Consider the following 17,557-nt stretch of genomic DNA (forward strand, 5'->3'; position numbering starts at 1 on the left):
CTATCATGACTTCATGTCCGTCCCAGAGACACAGCGCCCTGAACTCCCTGAGTACATGACCTGGGAAGAACTGTCGGCGCTTCCCGAAGAGATCGCCGAACATATCGAGCTCTGGGACGGACGCGTGGTGTGGTTGCGGCGCGGCCCGCACGAACACCAGGAGTTCACCAACCTGATCTGGAACGGACTGCGCACCTGCGCCAGAACCGCCATGACGGCGAACCCCGAGCAGTGCTGGCGAGTTGGTACCGAGACCAATGTGTTCTTCGGCCGCACCGGCATGTCGGATTTCGTCACCCCGGATTTCATGGTCTATAAGTGCCTGCCGCAGCCGTACCAGTACGTCCGATCCGATCGAGTGGTTCTGGTGGGTGAAGTCCTCTCACCATCCAATTCCGACGCCGACATGGAAGCGAAGAAGGCCCGCTACGCACGCGCCGGAATCCCGTGGTACTGGGAAGTCACCCTCGCCACCCACCGCAGCGAGATCGCGCACATCCACGCCTACACCCTCGTCCCCGAAGTGAAGCCCCCGGACCCCCGCATCACCGTGCTGCACCGCGCCAACTACATCCTCGCCGGAGCCTGGTCCCCCACCGACACAGGCGCGGTCACCATCAATCACCCGTTCCCGATCAGCATCCCCTGGTCCGAGCTGGATTTCTGAGCTGCGAGCAGTGTGCCGATCACGGACCTCATAAGGTTGCTTTTCTGACCGAATATCGGCCGTAAAAGAAACACAACTCGACATGCACTCACATTGTGCATGCCGAAATGTTCGCAAACAGCCCATCTGGTGCTCTTGTTCCGTCCGCACACCGGTTGCCCAATCCTGCCCTGCTGAGGCAACCGGCGCTACGACAGGAGGCGCAGAGCACCTCGGCGCTGGAAGGGACTTAACTGTACTTGTCCGGAGCGCTGGCGGAGCCGAATCTGACCGTCTCCCCTTGGTTCGAGACCAGGCGCGCCGAATACTACGACCGGCTGCTCGGGGTCAGCACGACTGGCGGTTGGAACGGATGGATTCAGTACTTCGCAGCCGGCGTCGGTGCGGCGGCGAACTCCGCGGCCAGGCAGCGACGCCGGAGCCCTTCGCCAGTACGACGACAGTTCCTACAGCCGACGCTTCACGGCTCCCGACGTGCTCGGCAATCTTGCCGCGGTGACGCCTCGGCTACGCCGCAGGTTCCAGTTCCGATCCATTCCATGTGAACCGCACAGTCGTCACGGCATCGCTGTCATCGCCGGTGACGATCTGATGGATGGCGATACCGCTCAGTTCCGAGTAGGTGCACCATTCGTGATCGGAGGTGAGGATCAGGTCCAGTGACAGTGCGGACAGCAGGGCGAAGATCTGGCCGCGGTTGACGGCGTCGACGCCGACGAAGACTTCGTCGAGCAAAATCACGCGGGGTGCTGTGGGGCTGGCGTGGTAGTGCGCGGCAACGGCTGCGAACAGCGGCAGATGCAGAGCGATCGCCTTTTCGCCGCCGGAGAGGGCGCCGTGCAGTCTTTTGGTGAGTTCCTGGAAGCCGTCGCCGTGGCCGCGGTCGATGCGCACGGTGAACTGGTGCCACCGGGTGTAGTCGAAGACCTCGGCCAGCTGTTGTTCCCAGCTGGTGGCGGAATCGGCGGCTTTGGCGTCCTCGATGCGCGCGCGCAAGAACCTGTGCAGGGCTTCGCGATTGGCGTCGCTGAGGTGGGCGGGATCCTTCAGGAGCAGTTCGCGGGCCGCGACGGTGCCCGGCGGCAGATCTTTGCCGACCTGCCACCGCAATTGCACGCCGACGTCGGAGGCGGTGCGCACCTGGGACAGATGTTCGTTCATGGCGTCGACGAGTGCGCTTGCCTGCCGGATTCTGGAGGCAAGGTGACGGCGCGTGTCACCGGTGAGGGTCTTGTCGAACAGTTCGTGTTCGTGCTGGGTGATGTCGTTGCGGCTCTGGTCGGCTTCACGGCGCAGGATTTCCTTCAAGCCGGCCGCGCCGACGCGAGTGCCGTCGACAACGGCGGTGAGGAGTTGGACGTCGCCGTCGGATTCGAGGTCCAGGTCGGCGCGGGCGCTCAGTGAGGTGCGGCATTCGTGCACGGATTCGCTGAGCCGGCGCAGCGCATCGCCGATGTTGTTCGCGGTATGCGGGATGCTCGGCCAGGCCGCAGTCACCTTTCGTGCCGCGTCGAGGGCGGCGCGGACACCGCCGGAGCCGGTGAGCAGGTCACGGAAGGTGTCCGGTTCGGGGATTTCGGCGTCTGCGGACAGGTTTTTGCTGGCGAGGTCGCGGAACCGCTGCGCGCTGCGATCCCGTTCCACGGCCTTGTCCCGGTGGGCTTGCGCGGCGAGGTCGGCCCGGGTCGCTAGCTTGGCTTCCTCACCGGTCTCGGTGATCTGGCGGGCGCGTGCGGCTTCCAACGCTTCGGCCGCGTCGGTGAGTTCGGTTCGCAGAGCGGCGATCTCGTTCAACACCGCGCGGTATTCCATCCCCACCGAATCCTCGACTGCCTGCAATTGCTCGCTGCTGTCGCGGAGTTCGGATTCAGCGTGGGCTACGCTGCCGGCGGACCGGTCCGCCTCATCGGCTGCGCTGGTGGCATTGTCGGCGCTGCCCCGTTCGTCGGCCTCGGCATGCTGGAGATCGCGGCGGTGGTCGAGCCAGGTCTGCGCTTTCCCCTCGAACGACTTCAGGGCGCTGCGCAGCGATTCCAGTGCGGGCCTTTCGATCGGCAGCCCGCTCTCGGCGCCCAGCAAATGCAGGTTCTGCAGCGCGGTCGCCTGCGCTGTTTGTGTGACGTGCAGGGCGTCGATCGCGGACCGCAACGCCCGGTCCGCGGCGTCCCGGCTGGTGGTTGCGCCAGCGAGGACCGTCTCGGCGGTGCGGAAGCCGCCGCGGTCCGGTTGTGCGCGCAGCTCGGCGTCGATCGACTCGCGCCGATTCGACAGCTTCCGCAGCGCCAGATCGTATTCGTCGATGCGCCCATCGATCTCGGCGATCACGGACTGGAGTTCGGCGATGCGATGTTGCCGGTTTCGCCTTCTGGCCTCGGCGCCGATATAGGTCGCCGCCGGTTTGGCCCAGCTGCCGTGCAGGTTGCCGATGCGCCAGCGGCCGTCGGCACCGACCGCCATCGCCAGACCGTCAGCGAGGGTGCGTCCGAAGGAGATGGCGGCCAATATCTTTCGCACCGATTGGGTGTCCACGTCGGCCCCGTCGAGCACGGTCAGCACATCGGCGAGTGATTCGCCGGGGACGGCAGGAAGTGCATCGGGGGCGGCGAAGAGATCGTGGCCGGTTATCTCGCCCTGGGGTCCGATCCAGGCGTCCAGGATGCCAGCCGATTCCAGGGCGGCTTCGACCGCCGCAGCGGTGGCGAAATCGATGCCCGGTGCGAAATCGACCAGCCGCCACAGGGGTGCGCCGGATATGGCGGACCGGTCGGCCGTCCGCCATTCGGGTGCGGCCGGCGGCACATCCTGTTCGGCGAGCAGCTTCTCGCGTTCGGTCTGCAACCGGCCCCGCCCGGCAATCGCCTCCCGCTTGTCTCGGCGGCAGGCTTCGGTCGCGGCGGCAATGTTCTCGCGGGCGTAGGCGACCGCGCTGTTCACCTGCTCGGCAAATCCGGTATCGGAAGCTGCTGCCGCTATCAGGGACTCGGCATCCAACCGCAACTCGGAGCACCCGTCGGCCCACACCGCGATCTCTTGCCGCAGGGATTCCAGCGCCCGGTCCCGCTCGTCGCCGGCGGCACCGAGCTGCTCGTCGGCGTCTGCCAACCCTTGGCGTTCCTGCTCGACACGCTGTTCGGCGGCCTCGCTCAACGCCTGCTTCTTCTCATACTCCTCGATGCCGCGTTCCACTCGTCGGACCCGATCATCTCGCGCCGCAACAGAATTGCGGAGCAGGCCGGAGCTGCCGGAAAGCTCACCGGCCGCGGCGATCTCGTCGAACGTGGCGTCCATCCCGCAGCGAAGGGCTGCCTGCTGAGCTTGCGAGCCGGCCTGGGCTACGGTCTCCCGCCACGATGCGACGCGCTGCTGAGCCTGCTGGTGGCGTTGTTCCGCCCTCGCTGCCAGGTCGCGGTCGCGGTGGGCTCGCTCCTGCGCCTCGTCGTACCGTCGTTGCGCCTTGGCCACATTCGCGCGCAGATCCTCGAGTTTCGCGCCCTCACGGTAGGCGTGGGATTTGGTCAATCCCTCGCGGCGCGAATCGAGTTGGTCATGCCTTCTCCCTAGGTCGATCACTTCCTGCTGGGTAGCCGCGAGTTGTCGTATTGCGGTGTTGTGCTGCTCTGCGGCCTGTTTAGCCCGTTCGGACAGGTTGTCTAGCTCGGTGGTCACCGAAACCAGCTCCCCGGCATGGGCGCGCAGCACGCGCTGCGCATAGGTGCGCTGATGATGTGCCAGCTTCGCGACCGCGGCCGATTCCTCGTCCAGGCGGACGAGCCGCTCCCGCTGGGCATCCAGGCGTTCGAAACCCTCGGCGAGTTCGGCGAGTTCGTCGGTTCCCAAGGGCGGCAACGCCTTCGACAGCAATGTCGACAACAGTCCGGGGTCGAGGCGCTGAGAGAGTTTCGGCATCCGCAACTGAAGTAGTGCGGTGATGAGGGCGTCGTAACGTTGTTCGGACAGTTCCGGAAACAGGTTCGAGCGCACCGCGTCCCGGTAGGCCGCGCCGTTGTCGTACACGGCGCCGTGCTCGCCGATCCGGGCGTCGAGTTCGGTTCGCCCGATCGGCCGGTCCGAATCGGTGAGCACCAGCACCCCGTCTTCACCCGGCTCGCCGATCCGCTGGCGCGTGGTGAAGAAATCCGGGTGCATGCTGGTGGTCCGGGCGGTGGCCTGCAGCCGGGCACCGCAGGTGAACCAGCGATCCCGCTGCCGGAATTCGAGCCACACATAGCCGACCCGGGTGACGCCGGTAGCGCCCTCCCCCATCAGATTCCAGTGCATCGTCCGTTCACTGGTGCCGAAGGTCGAGAGCCGACTGGCCCGCAGGCTGGCGTCGAACAGGAAGGGCAGTAACAACTCCAGTGCCTTGGATTTGCCGCTGCCGTTCGCACCGCGTAGCAGCAGTCGGCCCTCGTAAAATTCGAACACCTCGCGGTAGTAGCGCCAGATATTCAGGATTCCGGCGCGGGTCGGCGTCCAGCGCACCGGTATGGCAGCGGTCATGACGGCTCCTGGGTGGGATCGGCGAGACGAGGCTGCTGCACGCGGTAGCGCGCCGCAGCGGGCAGGGGAACGACCAGCCCGGCGGTGGTGCGAACCAGCTGGAACTGGGTGAGAACCGCCAGCGCGTCGGTGACCAGGCCACCGGGACCGTCATCGGTGCGATACGTACGCGCCCAGCGCGGGAATCGTTGCAGCAGTTCCGCCGCGTGCCGGCGCAGCTGCTCAATGGTCGACGGGCCGGTCAGTTCGTCGAGCAACAGCAGAGCGGCGACTTTGGCGGTGGCGGCATCATCGGGGAATTTCTGGTCGGTGGACAGCGCTTCGGGGTCGACGAACATCACCCCTTCGGCCCGCTCCTCGAGGACGAAGCCGGCGATATCGGCCGCCCGCTTCAGCATCTGCCGACCGGTCGGAGTCGTCAGGTAGCCCCGCTCGGCGTCGGTGAGCGTGTCGAAGTACAGCACGGGGTCATCGACGAGTCGACGAAATACGCTGTGCCGCAACCAGAGATTGCGTTGCGCGTCCGGTACGGTGGCCGAATCGGTATGGCGGCCCTGCGGTACTGCCGCGGCGCCGTAACGACGTTCACGGGTGAGTTCGCCGAGTATCTCGGGCAGCCGCAGCGGCACCTCCTCGATCGGAACGCCCAGCTGCGAGGGGCCCGACGTAGTGACCAGCAGCCGCAGCAACAGTGTGTTGTCGACCCGGTACAGCACCTTCGCGTGTGTCGAATCGACGTAGCTGTCCGACGAGCCGTCGACGGTTTCCAAAACTCCGAACGACTCCAGTAGCCGCAGGACGTCGACAAAGGCTCGCCGTTCTGCCCTGTCGACCGGATCGAATCCGGTGAGCAGCGGTTCGTTCGCGGTGGCTGCCGTCACATTGCCGGCCAGGATGCCGATGGTGGTCACCGGAACCGTGCACAGCTCGGCGGCGGCAACACAGAGCAGCACATATCGGCGGCGGTCGAACGGTGCCCGCTGGGAACGGTTCCGCCGGGCCGGGCGCGTCGCATCGGCGCTCGCCCGGACCTTACGCAACCGCGCGTACCCCACCCGTGGTTCCACGGTCAGTCCCCAGCCACAGAAGGTGTCGAACCAGGCGGCGATCGGTACCCGGCGGCGGCGGACGATGTCGAAGCGCTCGGGCGCTGACTTGGCGGTGAGCAGTGGTTCGGCGAGCAAATAGCGAATGCCGCGACCCACCTCCTCCTTTTCGGCGATGGCGAGCTGATTGGTGAGGTCGGTCATGGTCGGTTCCGCCCGACGGCGTGAATCTCGACGAGGTAGTCGGGCCGCGAAATACGCCCTGCGGCAAGCGCAATTCGGCGACGGCGTCGTCGACGGCGGGCCGCAGCACGATCTGGATGCGGCCGTCGTGTGCCCGGGCCGACCGGGCGCCGCCGGACCCCGGTGCCGAACCGAGTGCGCGCCCGATCAGGTCGAGGAGGCGCTGGAACATCGCGTGATCGAGTTCCCCGAATTCCGACAGCCGCCGGGCGGTACCGCCGGTGTAGAGCATGTCCCAGGCCGCCTGGATTTCCGCGCGCTCGGCAATCGCCTTGGCAACGCGCTCTTTACGCAGGGCAGAAACATCGGGAACAGCACCCGTCCGGCCCACTCGTTCCGTCCGGCCCGCGCTACGCAGCAGCGGCGACACCGCCACATCTGGGGCATCGCTCCACGAGGCCGTATAACTCACCAGTTCCGGATCCGGGTGCGCCAGATGAGCATGCCGCGCCGGGCTGAGCCCGAACACCGTGGACCACAAACGATGCCGATCGTGTTCGGCGGGGATGACCGCGAACCAGCGGGCGAGTTCACGGAAGTCGGCGACGGCGTTGCTGGAGCGGCGGCGCGATTCGGTTAGGCGGTCGAGGACCTGCAGGAGCGTCACGATAGCGCGCCGGCCCACCTGCCGCAGCTGGTCGATGCGCGGCGCGGCGCCGTCCGCCGGCAGGAACCAGGCACGCAGCCCCGCCCAGCGGGCCCGGCGTTGTTCCAGCCAGGCCGGTCGCGGATCGGTTCCGGTATGCACGGGCAGGTCGGCGCCGCCCAGTGCCCGCTGCTGCAGTCGGGCGACACCGAAATCCTCGACCTGCTGAATCCGGACCGCGATGGTGTGTGCGCGGATGTCGAGGTCGTCGAGGAACTCCTGCAGGTAGGCGACGGTGGCGGCCTTGACTTCATGGAACACCGTGAGGTCGACGCCGTCGGCGCGCAGTAGGCGCTGCAGTTCGCCGTTGAATTGTTTTGTCCCGGAACGCAACGCCTCGAGGTGGCCCTCCAACTCGGCCAGCACCACATACACCTGCCGGTCGGTTCCGGACTCCAGCACCCGGACCAGGTCACCCAACCGGTCCGCGATCGCGTCGAGGACCGCGGTCTGCAGGGCACCGCTCGAGGCCAGCACGGACAAGGCGTGCACCACCCCGGCGAAGGCCGCCTCCCCCATCTTGGTGAGCGAATACAGCAGATTGCGGCGTTCGTAGTCGACGGCGGTCCGGTAGTTCTCCGAATGGTTCTGGATGACATCGACGAGATTCCACGCCCGCAACTGATCCAGCACCTCGGCGAGCTCCTCATCGGCCACCGGTTCGAGGCGGCCGACCGAGGGCAGGCGGGAGCGCAAGATGTCCAGACTCAGCGCGGTCTCGAGGTGTTCGTTCGCCTCACCGAACGCATGCAGCACCGCGGTATAAAGCCCGGAACGCTCGGCACCGGTGAACCGGAACATCTCCGGCGGGACTCGAATCGGGTCCATGCGGTGTCTCCCCTCGATCAGCGGCCACGGTAACGCCCGGCACCGACAGTTACGACGCCAGATCGTCGAGGAGAATCTCGACGACCCGCTCCTGCGGAACCGAGATTTCGGTCCGCCGCATATGCGCCGCCAGATCGCTGTCCCAGGGAACCTCCGATACCCGCCCCGCCGGTTGCCCGTCCGAACCGACCGATGCCAAGTAGTCCGCGCTGCTCATCCGCCAGGGATGCGCTCCGGTGCGGGCGATCACGTGGGCTGCGATCCGCAGGCCCTCACCGTCGAAATCACCGTGGTATTCCAGCCGGGCGCCCGCGGCAGCCAGAAGGTCCAGGAGGCGAATACCGGCGCCGGACGGCCAACCGGCAGTGCACACGATCGGCGGGCAGGATCGTCCGAAGCGTTTCAGCGCGGTCGCCAGCACGCTCGGGTTCTCCACGACCCGAACCACTTCCGAGACGGCAGTGAGCCGATCCGCGCCGCGCACCTGTTGCAGGGTCAGGGAGGCGGCCGAGCCTGCCGCTGCGCAGACTCGGAGCACAGCGTCCAGCACCGATCCGGGTGCGGCCACGCGCAGCCCGGCGGTGAGGACGGTGGACGAGAGTTCGTCGTCGGCTACGCCCGCCATCTCCCAAAAACCGCGCAATCCGACAGCATCACCGGGCACATCACAGTTGTGGATCGCTGCCAGGGCGCGAATGACGGCCGTATGTAGTCGAGTTCCGTTGTCCAGGGCGTGTGGATCGCGCACCGTCTGCTCCGCGAACACCGGTAGCGACGTCCCTGGCGCGGGTATTGCCTGGAGCACTGCCAGGGCGTCGGCCAGCAGGTCCCGCGTCTTGTCGACCGAGCCTCCGATGATGCCGGCACGTCGCATCGCCCGGGCCCAGTCCCCCAGCGCCGGTTGTGCCCGCACGACCGGATGTGCGTCCAGCCAGTCCCACAACTCGCGTCGCCGGACCGCCTGCTCGGCACGCGCTGCCGACCGATTCTCGATCGGGCCGACCGCCCGTTCCACCACCTGACGCGTGGTCATCCCCACGGCCTCCGCCAGTGCGGAGTCGAGCTGGTCGATACGGATTTTGCACACCGCGGGCGGCAGTGTTGCCGTGCCCAGCAGGTCGGCCACCGCATCGCGTTCGGCGGTGCTCATCGGCCCGACCCGCACGGATGTCACCGTGGCGCCGGAGCCGAATCGCTGATGCAATGCCCGCCACACAATTCCCAAGTCGGCCGACAGCCCGACCACCGTCCCGCCCGTCATAGGCATCAGTATCCGGGACCGCGGTCCGCTGAGCGAGCACACCGTCCACATACGACCGGCGAAACTGTACGCCCGCACTCCGTCCGCTACGCCTGCCTTTTCCCTGCCGCACAACAATTTCGAGGGCCAGCCCTTGATGCGGCCTGAGCGGTGCCGCCGCGTCGGTGAACGCACTGGACAGCCATGCGCAGCCGATCTACCCCTCCGGATAGAAGAGGAACAGGGTGCATCCCGTCTCGCTCGCCGGAACGTGCCAGCTTCCCGCCGGGGCATGGATGAAGGTGCCTGCCGGGTAGTCCCGCGCGCCGTCGTTGAAGGTGCCGGTGAGGACGTATACCTCCTCCGGTCCGGGTTCGTGCACGTCGCGGCGGGGCCACGAGGTGCCGGGGTCCATTTCCAGGACGTGGGCGTGGGCGCCGTTGTCGCCTTTCCACAGTTGGCGTTGCCGGACGCCCGGGAAGAGTTCGCGGCTGGGGGCGTCGGCGAGGTTTGTCCAGGTGTAGCCGGCCTGGGCGAGGATCTCGGGGTTCATAGCTGCCACGGTGCCGGATGCCGATGGGGCATCGACAGTGTCTGAGATGACGTCGAGGGGTACATTCTTGCCATGCATCGTGTGGTGGCGTTGGTGCGGCCGGTGCAGTCGACGTTCGAACTCGGTTGTGCCGTGGAGGTTTTCGGTACCCCCAGAGAGGGGGTGCCGCAGCACTACGAGTTCGAGGTGTGCACGGAGGCGCCGGGCGCGGTGCCCACGACTGCGGGTTATGCGATATCGGTGACTCGGGGATTGGCGGCGCTGGACTCGGCGGATACCGTGATCATTCCGGGATGGTTGCCGGTGGAGACGCCGCTGCCGGGTGCGGTGCGGCGGGCGCTGGTTCGCGCGCACGGCCGTGGAGCGCGGCTGGTGACGATCTGTTCCGGGGTGTTCGCGTTGGCGCGGACCGGACTGTTGGACGGGCGTTCGGCGACGACGCATTGGGCGCGGGCCGGGCAATTGGCGCGGGAGTTTCCGCGGGTTCGGGTGGAGCCGGATCGGCTGTATGTGGACCATGGCGATGTGGCCACGAGTGCGGGAGCGGGTGCGGGAATCGACCTGTGCCTGCACCTGGTTCGCACGGATCATGGGGCCGCGCATGCCGCACTGATCGCGCGGCACATGGTGATGCCGCCACATCGCGATGGCGGTCAGGTCCAGTACGCGCCGCCGTCACCCGTCGAGGACGGATTCGACGGTCTGTTGCAATGGGCGGAGGCGCGGCTCGAGACATCGCTGTCGGTCGCCGATATGGCCGCGCATATCAACGTCTCCCCGCGTACGCTGGCGCGCCGGTTCGCCGATCAGCTCGGTACCAGTCCGGGTGGGTGGTTGCTGGAACGCCGGATAGCGCAGGCGCGAGTTCTGTTGGAGGACACGGACTTACCGGTCGATGCTATCGCCGTCCGGGTTGGGCTGGGCTCGGCGGTCAATCTGCGCCGCCGCTTCCGCGACCAGGTCGGCACCACGCCGGGAGCGTATCGGCGCGCGTTCCGCACACCGACCGCCGGCACCGCGCGGATATCGCCTCACGCAGGGCCGGCCTCCGGCGGTTCGTTGCGCTGACGGAGTTCCGCACCGGTCCACTGCGAAGCAGGACGCAACGTGGCCGGTCCAGTCTGCCGGCACAGTGATCCGGTAACGACGGCAGCAGCAGTACTTCCTCACCACACGGTACGGCTGTTGTCGCGGCGATGATCGCCACGGGCCCAGCCTTCGATCGCTCACAAAGAAAATGGCCCCGTCCCGGCGCGGGTCGAGGCCATCCATCGATCGGCTGCGATCAGGATTTGCGGGCCGTCCGGTGAACCGGGATTTCGCGATGCCCATTGGTGACGATGCTCGGAATCGGGCGCAGCTCAGCAGGATCCACCGCGAGTTCCATATCGGGGAACCGCGTGAACAGAGCAGGGAGCGCTATCGTCGCCTCGAGCCGCGCCAGCGGCGCCCCCAGACAATGATGCACCCCGTACCCGAACGCGAGGTGTTCCTTCGATCGCCGCCCGGCATCGAACGCATCGGCGTTGTCGCCGTGCAGTTTCCGATCCCGCCCCGCGCCGGCCAGGGACGCGATGATCACATCTCCGCGGTTGATCCGCACACCGCCGGACTCACCGGCGATGTCGATGTCTTCCACCGCGAATCGCATCGGCATATGCGCCAGCGGTGCATTCCACCGAAGCCCTTCTTCGACGACCTCCGCCCACGGAATCTGTTCTGCGAGAGCGGCCTTCCGTTGTTCCGGCTGGGTCAGCAGGCCGATAATGCTGTGGTCCAGTAGATTCGCGGTGGTTTCGTGGCCGGCGGTGATGATCAGCAGCAGCGTGTCACGCAACTCCTGTTCGTCGAGCCGCGATCCGTCCGCGTCGTCGTGGGCGTTCATCAGAACCGTCGTGAGGTCGTCGCCCGGGTTCTCACGCTTGTGCCGCAACAGTTCCTCCATGAGGACGAACAGTGCCCCGAAATGCGCACCGACCTCGGCGGGGTCGAGGCTGGTATCGAGAATTCCGTCCGCGTGGATGCGCAGTTGATCATCCATCCCGGCCGGAACGCCCATCAGTTCGCCGATGACGCGAATCGGCAACGCGGTGGCGAAACCCGCACGCAAATCGACGATTTCGCCGTCGGTGACAGCGGACAACTCGTCGAGCAGTTCCGTGACGAATGCTTCGATCCGCGGCCGAAGTGCCTGGGTCCGTTTGTTCGTGAACGCCGGTGCCACGAGTTTGCGCAGCCGCTGATGCTGCTCGCCGTAGGTGGTGAGCATATTTCTCGCCGCCACCCACGGAAACATCACCCAGTCCGGGCCGATCTCGCCGTCGATGAACCGCGGCCAGTGCTGATGTGCGTCCTTGGAGACACGCGGATCGGTGAGCAGTTGCCTGAGCACGGTGGCGTCGGTGACCGACCAGGCCGGCACGCCGCCGGGGAGCACCACCTGGGCGACCGGGCCGCGAGCGCGAATGCGGGCCAGCTCGCCCTGGATGTCGGCGGCGCTGGGATCCAGCACCAGCGGCTGCGTATCTGTCATCGGACCCTCCATCAGGTGAGACGCATCGGCGGGCATGCGGGAAACACCACCGGCAGGGCTGCCAAGGCGCGGTGAAACTGCCCGGTCCTCCAACGTAGTTGCTGCGCAGGAACTTCCGGGCGAATATCCGGAAGCGCATCGAGCAGCAGATCGATGGCCTGCCGCGCGATCGTCTGCGCGAGCGGCTGCGCCGGGCACGAGTGCGGGCCGACTCCCCACGCCAGGTGCGACCGGTTTCCGCGCCGGTCACCGCCGACGATATGCGGATCGGTGTTGCATGCCGCCAAGCTGACGACCACCGGCTGATCGGCCGGCAACCACACGTCGCCGATGAGTTGCGGCTGTCTCGGATACGTCATGCAGAAATTGGCGAGCGGCGGATCCGCGAACAGGACCTCGTCGATGGCATCGCGGGTGTCCATCGCGCCGCTGAGCACGTTACCGCCGTACTCTTCGTCGGCCATCAACAGCAGCAGGGTGTTCAGGATCAGATTGCAGGTCGGTTCCGTGCCCGCCGAGAACAACAACGCGGCCTGGTTCACCATCTCCATGGGGTCGAGGCCCTCCGGGTGGGTCAGCAGTCGCGAGGTCAGGTCGTCGCCGGGGCGCTCGCGCTTCTGCTCGACCACCGCGAGCAGCGCCTCGATGAACCGCTGCTGACCTTCTTCGGCGCCGACCCCGTCCAGCATCGCGGCCATCCCCTGGTAGGCCGCGGATGCGGCGTCTTCGGGGAAGCCCATCAACTCACTGAGAACCCGGAAGGTCAGCGGGAAGGCGTAATCCATCCGCAGATCGGCGGTGCCGCGCTCGCAGAAGGAGTTGACGAGAGCGTCGGCGGCGCGTGCGACCGCGCCGTGCACCTTGTGCAGGTTGACGGTGTCCAGCGCGTCGGTGATCGTGCGCCGGTAACGGGCATGTTCCGCACCCGCGGTGCGCAGGGCGTTCTGCCGATAGCCGAGCATCGGGGTCACCGGGCAGTCCGGCGGAGCGTTCTTCTCCCACCGGCGCGGGTCGGCGGGAAAGCGAGCCTCGTCGTTCAAAATCTGCAGCGCCGCTTGATATCCGATCACCAGTGTGGCCGGCACGCCGGGCGCCAGCTCGATCGGCACCAGCGGCCCACGGCTGCGCATGGATTCGTAGGCGCGGTGCGGGTCGGCCGCGAAGTCGGTGGTGTCCAACCGGATCTGTGGTTCGGCGGAATGCGCCGGAGAACCGTGATCGGCCGGCCCGGCGCTGCTACGTACCGCGTCTGCGTCGTTCAGCATACGTCCCCCGCGCGAGATGTTGCGTGTCCTGTCCGATGTCCTGCGAGATTGCCTGCCATTCGTTGTATGGGCACGGCCGACACCCTAGCGGAAACCGTTGTAATTCAATGTTTTTGACAAAACAGACAGCACGGTAGTTTGTTGCGTGCAGGTTGCTGCGGCGAGCTCCTGTCACTTCCCCTCGTCCGGCTCCCGCATCAGCTCGGCGATCCGATCCCACGCCGGGGATGTCGCGCCCGGCTGCGACTGGACCGCCAGCTGGGCAATGGTCGCATCGTGGTCCGGGACGACGGTCGCTGCATTGCCTCTGCGCGCGAACCACTCTCGCGTCCGCGCCGCCAGCTCGGACAGGCGCGGGTCGTCCGGGGAACAATCGTAGACCGCGTCGTAGTCGAGATAGATGGCGCGGAATTCGGCATCGTCGAGCAGTGTGCGCTTTTCGGCGATCCATGCGGCGGCCGCCGTGGGAGAGGCGGTCTGCATGAGGATCCAACCGTCGCGTTCGAGTTGGATCTGACGTTCGCTGACGCCGAGTTCGCGCAGTTCGTCGAGGTGGTCGGCGACGTCCGCGGACACGTAAAGGCGGTCCCCGCCGCGCAGCTGGGTGAGTTGCTCCCGGGTTCGCCGCAGCTGCTCGATGCGTTGTTCGAGGTCGTGGTCGATCTCGGTGAGGGCCGCCGCGAGGGCGCCGGGGTCGGCGTCGAGCAGATCCTTGACGCGGGCCAGCGGCACCCCGGCATGGGCCAGTGTCCTGATCTTGACCAGGTCGATCGCGTGCTGCGCGGTGTAGCGGCGGTAGCCGGAGGCGTCGCGGTCGGGTTCGGCGAGGAGGCCGCGCTGGTGATAGTGGCGCACGGCCTTGACGGTCACCCCCGCATAGTCCGCGAGCTGTCCGATCGTGAGCATAGGAGACATCCTTCCGCGCGCCGGGACGATCAGGAACGCCGGGTCAGGCGGCCGCCGGCATTGCGGAAGCGGGCGCGACCGTCGCGAATGTCGTGGTAGGAGACGAGCAGCAACCGCAGGTAGCCGTCGAAGATCTCCGGCGGATAGCCCGCGGGGGCGAACAGACCGGGCCGGACCGCGACGTAGCGTTGCGGCGGCGCCGAGGTCGCGCCACCGGCGAACGCGGTGAAGATGCGTTCCTGCGTCGCGTCGTCGGGTTCGTAGGTCACGCGCTCCTCGAGCTGCCCGTCGACGATGTCGACGTCGACGCGGAGCTGACCGGACCGGTAGGTGCCTGCATACGGGGTGAGGTCGACGTCGGTGTCGAATGCATCGGCGAGCGTGGGGATTTCGATGCCGAGATGCTCGGTGAGCAGCCACCGCAGCAGCCGGTCGTGCAGCAGGATCGCTCCGGAGGTGTTGCCGAAGGCGGTGAAGACCAGGTCGTGTTCGGGGACGACGCACAGGATGGACACCCCGCCCGGCGACGCGCCCGACATCGCCAGCACCGTGGTGTCGCCGAACGGGTATCGCACCCACCCCAGACCCATCGGCGGGACGTTCGGGGTGTTCATATCGTGGGCCACTCGCTGCATCGTCGCGGTCGACTCCGCGGACAGGATCCGGGCGCCGGTCGGCGCGACGCCACCGGCGAGGTGCGTGCGTCCGAACGCCAGCAGGTCGGCGACCGTGCCGATCGGGGTGCCGCCGGCCGGTCCCCAGGTGTCGGGAAGCATGAACATCCCGGTCGGCTCGACGCCCCCGGTTTCGGGATCGATGAAGTGCCCGACCGCCGTGCTGCGCAGAATCGCTTGTCGCGCAGAGGTACTCGACGTCGTCATGCCCACCGGTCCGAACAACTCCCGCTGAAGCAGATCCGGGTAGGACGTGCCGGTTACCACCTCGAGCAGTCGCCCGGCGACGATCATGCCGCCGTTGGAGTAGCTGAGCTGCTCGCCGGGTTCGAACAGGGTGCCGCAGCTCGCGAGACCCTCGACGTAGTGTTTCAGTGCATCGCGGCCCTCCGCATCGGGGAAGAACAGGTCCGCATCGATGCCGTTGGTGTGTGAGATCAGATGCCGGACAAGGATTTCGCCGGCGGCGCCGGGATCATCGAGCGCGAATTCGGGCAGGTAGTCCACGACCGGCGCATCGAGTTTCAGCAACCCGCGTTCGACCTGCTGCATCACGAGCGTGGTGGTCAGCACCTTGGTGACGGAACCGAAAAGGAAGCCGGTGTCGTCACACATCGGAGCGCCTGTGGCGAGGTTCGCGGTCCCGTGCGAGACGACGACCTGCTCGCCCGCGTGATAGACACCGGCGACGTAGCCGGGAACCTGGTCCGACTCACAGAAGGCGGCCACCTGCGGGCGGATCCGGTCGGCGATGGTGTGCAGTGCGTTGTTGTTCATGCGGACCATCGTCGAACCCTGCCCCAGGGTCAAGGTCAAGCCGAAGACGGAACTTTTTGTTTCAGGGGATGTGGTAGACGCATCCACCCATGCCGAGATAGTCACGGAACTGGCAGATCAGGTTGCTCAGCGCATCGGCCGAACCCGAGGACGAACCCGTGCCGGTCGTCGCGGCCGATGCCGACGGTGCGGTGGCTGCGAGCGGCAGTGCCAGCGCGGCAGCGGTCAGGACCGTGACGGCGAATCGCCTGCTCATGGGACTTCTCCAATTCAATAGGTGTTAGAGCCGACTCCGGCCCTGGTAGCACCTCGAAGCGTAGGAAGCCCTCGCACACCGAAACAGCCCCGAGTTTCCAGGTCTCGCGATCAGGGTGATTCGGGTCGCAGCGCGCGCCGGGCGGCCGGGATAGCCTGCCTCGAAGGGAGGACAGCATGATGATCGAATTCGTACCGGACAAGAGTCTGTACCCGTTCGAATCGCACTGGTTCGACTCGTCGGCCGGGCGCGTGCACTACATCGACGAAGGTTCCGGGCCGGCGATCCTGTTCTGCCACGGGTCTCCGACGTGGAGCTTCCTTTACCGCCACATCGTGACGGGGCTGCGGGATCGGTATCGGTGTGTCGCGGTGGACTGTCCAGGGTTCGGATTGTCCGAGCGGCCTTCCGGTTTCGGTTATACGGTCGCGGAGCACACCGCCGTACTCGGCGAGTTGATCGATCATCTGCGGCTCGACGATTTCATCCTCATGGGACAGGACTGGGGCGGGCCCATCGGGTTGGGCGCGGCGGTGGCGCGTGCCGATCGGGTACGGGGAATCGTGTTGGGCAACACGGTGTTCTGGCCGATCGAAGCAATGGCGAACAAGGCATTCAGCGCGATTATGAGCAGCCGTCCGATGCAGCGCCGGATACTCGAGCAGAATTTTCTCATCGAGCGCGTGCTGCTCTCGGAATTGGGCCGCACGCTCAGCGCGGCCGAAGTCGAGCACTATCGCGCGGTGCAGCCCTCCCCGGAGGCGCGGTGTGGGCTCGCGGTGATGCCCGGAGAGATTCGTGCTGCGGCCCCGCTGCTGGCGCAGCTTTCCCGAGATGTTCCCGCGCTCCTCGGAGACAAGCCGGCGCTGGCGGTGTGGGGGATGCGCGACATGGTGTTCCGGCCGAAAGCATGTCTGCCTCGCATACGAGCCGCTTTCGAAGATCTCGAGATAGTCGAATTGCCACGTGCTCGGCACTTCATCCAGGAACAGGCGCCGGACGCGATCGCGACGGCCATCACGAATCGTTTCCCGTGAGGGGGCGCGGCACAGGAGAAGGCGCTGTTCTCCAGGGATTGCCGACGCGCCGTCCGACACCCCGAACAGCGAACCGAACCGCATGAAGAGCTGCGTGGCTGTCGGTCGAACGGCTTATTGTGGACGCCGACCAGCCCGGCGATAATCGGTAGCCGTTCTGCGGCAAGTCGGCCGACCACTCGAACCTGATGAGACCGTGAGGGTTTCGGAAAGCGTGCGATGAACAGGCGTGCACTTCTTCCACCGTTCGTCACGATGTCGATCTGCTTGCTGACGATGGGCGTTGTCGGGTGCGGTGGGTCGGCCGGCGAGACGGTCGGCGACGGCGAGGCGGTATCCGATGTCCGGAGTGTCGGGACGGCCGCGGCAGCCACATCTGTTGCGTT

The 17,557-nt window shown here is 66.7% G+C and carries 14 protein-coding genes; 4 read left to right on the forward strand and 10 right to left on the reverse strand.

The window, feature by feature from the left end:
- The first annotated feature begins 13 nt into the window (after nt 1-13).
- Nucleotides 14-667, forward strand: a complete 654-nt coding sequence (locus tag NE2_RS00500; protein ID WP_063022839.1) for a Uma2 family endonuclease — start codon at nt 14-16, stop codon at nt 665-667.
- Nucleotides 668-774: 107 nt separating this feature from the next.
- Nucleotides 775-900 carry a Fic/DOC family N-terminal domain-containing protein gene (locus NE2_RS36820; protein ID WP_228816402.1) on the forward strand — a complete coding sequence of 42 codons (126 nt, stop codon included), beginning with the start codon at nt 775-777 and terminating at the stop codon, nt 898-900.
- Nucleotides 901-1,174: 274 nt separating this feature from the next.
- On the opposite strand, the gene NE2_RS00505 is transcribed toward NE2_RS36820, so the two are convergent.
- The 5 genes from NE2_RS00505 to NE2_RS00525 form a co-directional block, all read right to left on the reverse strand.
- Nucleotides 1,175-5,167, reverse strand: a complete 3,993-nt coding sequence (locus NE2_RS00505; RefSeq protein WP_063022841.1) for a TIGR02680 family protein — start codon at nt 5,165-5,167, stop codon at nt 1,175-1,177.
- Nucleotides 5,164-6,300, reverse strand: coding sequence for a TIGR02678 family protein (locus NE2_RS00510; protein WP_233429618.1), 1,137 nt, complete (start codon nt 6,298-6,300; stop codon nt 5,164-5,166). Before NE2_RS00510 ends, NE2_RS00505 begins: the two co-directional genes overlap by 4 nt.
- Nucleotides 6,200-7,930: a TIGR02677 family protein gene (locus tag NE2_RS34620; protein WP_174553892.1), complete on the reverse strand. Its 1,731-nt coding sequence runs from the start codon at nt 7,928-7,930 to the stop codon at nt 6,200-6,202. Before NE2_RS34620 ends, NE2_RS00510 begins: the two co-directional genes overlap by 101 nt.
- A gap of 49 nt (nt 7,931-7,979) precedes the next feature.
- Nucleotides 7,980-9,191 carry a TIGR02679 family protein gene (locus tag NE2_RS00520; protein WP_063022845.1) on the reverse strand — a complete coding sequence of 404 codons (1,212 nt, stop codon included), beginning with the start codon at nt 9,189-9,191 and terminating at the stop codon, nt 7,980-7,982.
- A 196-nt stretch (nt 9,192-9,387) separates the two neighbouring features.
- Nucleotides 9,388-9,723, reverse strand: coding sequence for a cupin domain-containing protein (locus tag NE2_RS00525; RefSeq protein ID WP_063022847.1), 336 nt, complete (start codon nt 9,721-9,723; stop codon nt 9,388-9,390).
- A gap of 72 nt (nt 9,724-9,795) precedes the next feature.
- Between NE2_RS00525 and NE2_RS00530 the strand changes: the two genes are divergently transcribed.
- Entirely contained in the window at nt 9,796-10,791 is a 996-nt protein-coding gene (locus tag NE2_RS00530; protein WP_063022849.1) for a GlxA family transcriptional regulator, read from the forward strand.
- Nucleotides 10,792-11,008: 217 nt separating this feature from the next.
- On the opposite strand, the gene NE2_RS00535 is transcribed toward NE2_RS00530, so the two are convergent.
- The 5 genes from NE2_RS00535 to NE2_RS00555 form a co-directional block, all read right to left on the reverse strand.
- Complete coding sequence (locus NE2_RS00535; RefSeq protein ID WP_063023285.1) at nt 11,009-12,256, reverse strand: cytochrome P450 family protein; 1,248 nt, start codon at nt 12,254-12,256, stop codon at nt 11,009-11,011.
- Between the two features lie 11 nt (nt 12,257-12,267).
- The gene (locus NE2_RS00540) at nt 12,268-13,521 is read right to left on the reverse strand and encodes a cytochrome P450 family protein (RefSeq protein WP_063022851.1); all 1,254 of its coding nucleotides are present in this window, start codon (nt 13,519-13,521) and stop codon (nt 12,268-12,270) included.
- A 171-nt stretch (nt 13,522-13,692) separates the two neighbouring features.
- On the reverse strand, nt 13,693-14,427 hold the full coding sequence (locus NE2_RS00545) for a MerR family transcriptional regulator (RefSeq protein WP_063022853.1): 735 nt from the start codon (nt 14,425-14,427) through the stop codon (nt 13,693-13,695).
- A 29-nt stretch (nt 14,428-14,456) separates the two neighbouring features.
- On the reverse strand, nt 14,457-15,917 hold the full coding sequence (locus NE2_RS00550; RefSeq protein WP_233429597.1) for a serine hydrolase domain-containing protein: 1,461 nt from the start codon (nt 15,915-15,917) through the stop codon (nt 14,457-14,459).
- 22 nt (nt 15,918-15,939) lie between these two features.
- On the reverse strand, nt 15,940-16,134 hold the full coding sequence (locus NE2_RS00555; protein ID WP_063022857.1) for a hypothetical protein: 195 nt from the start codon (nt 16,132-16,134) through the stop codon (nt 15,940-15,942).
- A 176-nt stretch (nt 16,135-16,310) separates the two neighbouring features.
- On the opposite strand from NE2_RS00555, the gene NE2_RS00560 reads away from it, so the two are divergent.
- Nucleotides 16,311-17,171 carry a haloalkane dehalogenase gene (locus tag NE2_RS00560; RefSeq protein ID WP_063022859.1) on the forward strand — a complete coding sequence of 287 codons (861 nt, stop codon included), beginning with the start codon at nt 16,311-16,313 and terminating at the stop codon, nt 17,169-17,171.
- The last annotated feature ends 386 nt before the right edge of the window (nt 17,172-17,557 follow it).

It is taken from the genome of Nocardia elegans NBRC 108235 (assembly GCF_001612845.1).
Classification (GTDB): Bacteria; Actinomycetota; Actinomycetes; order Mycobacteriales; family Mycobacteriaceae; genus Nocardia; species Nocardia nova.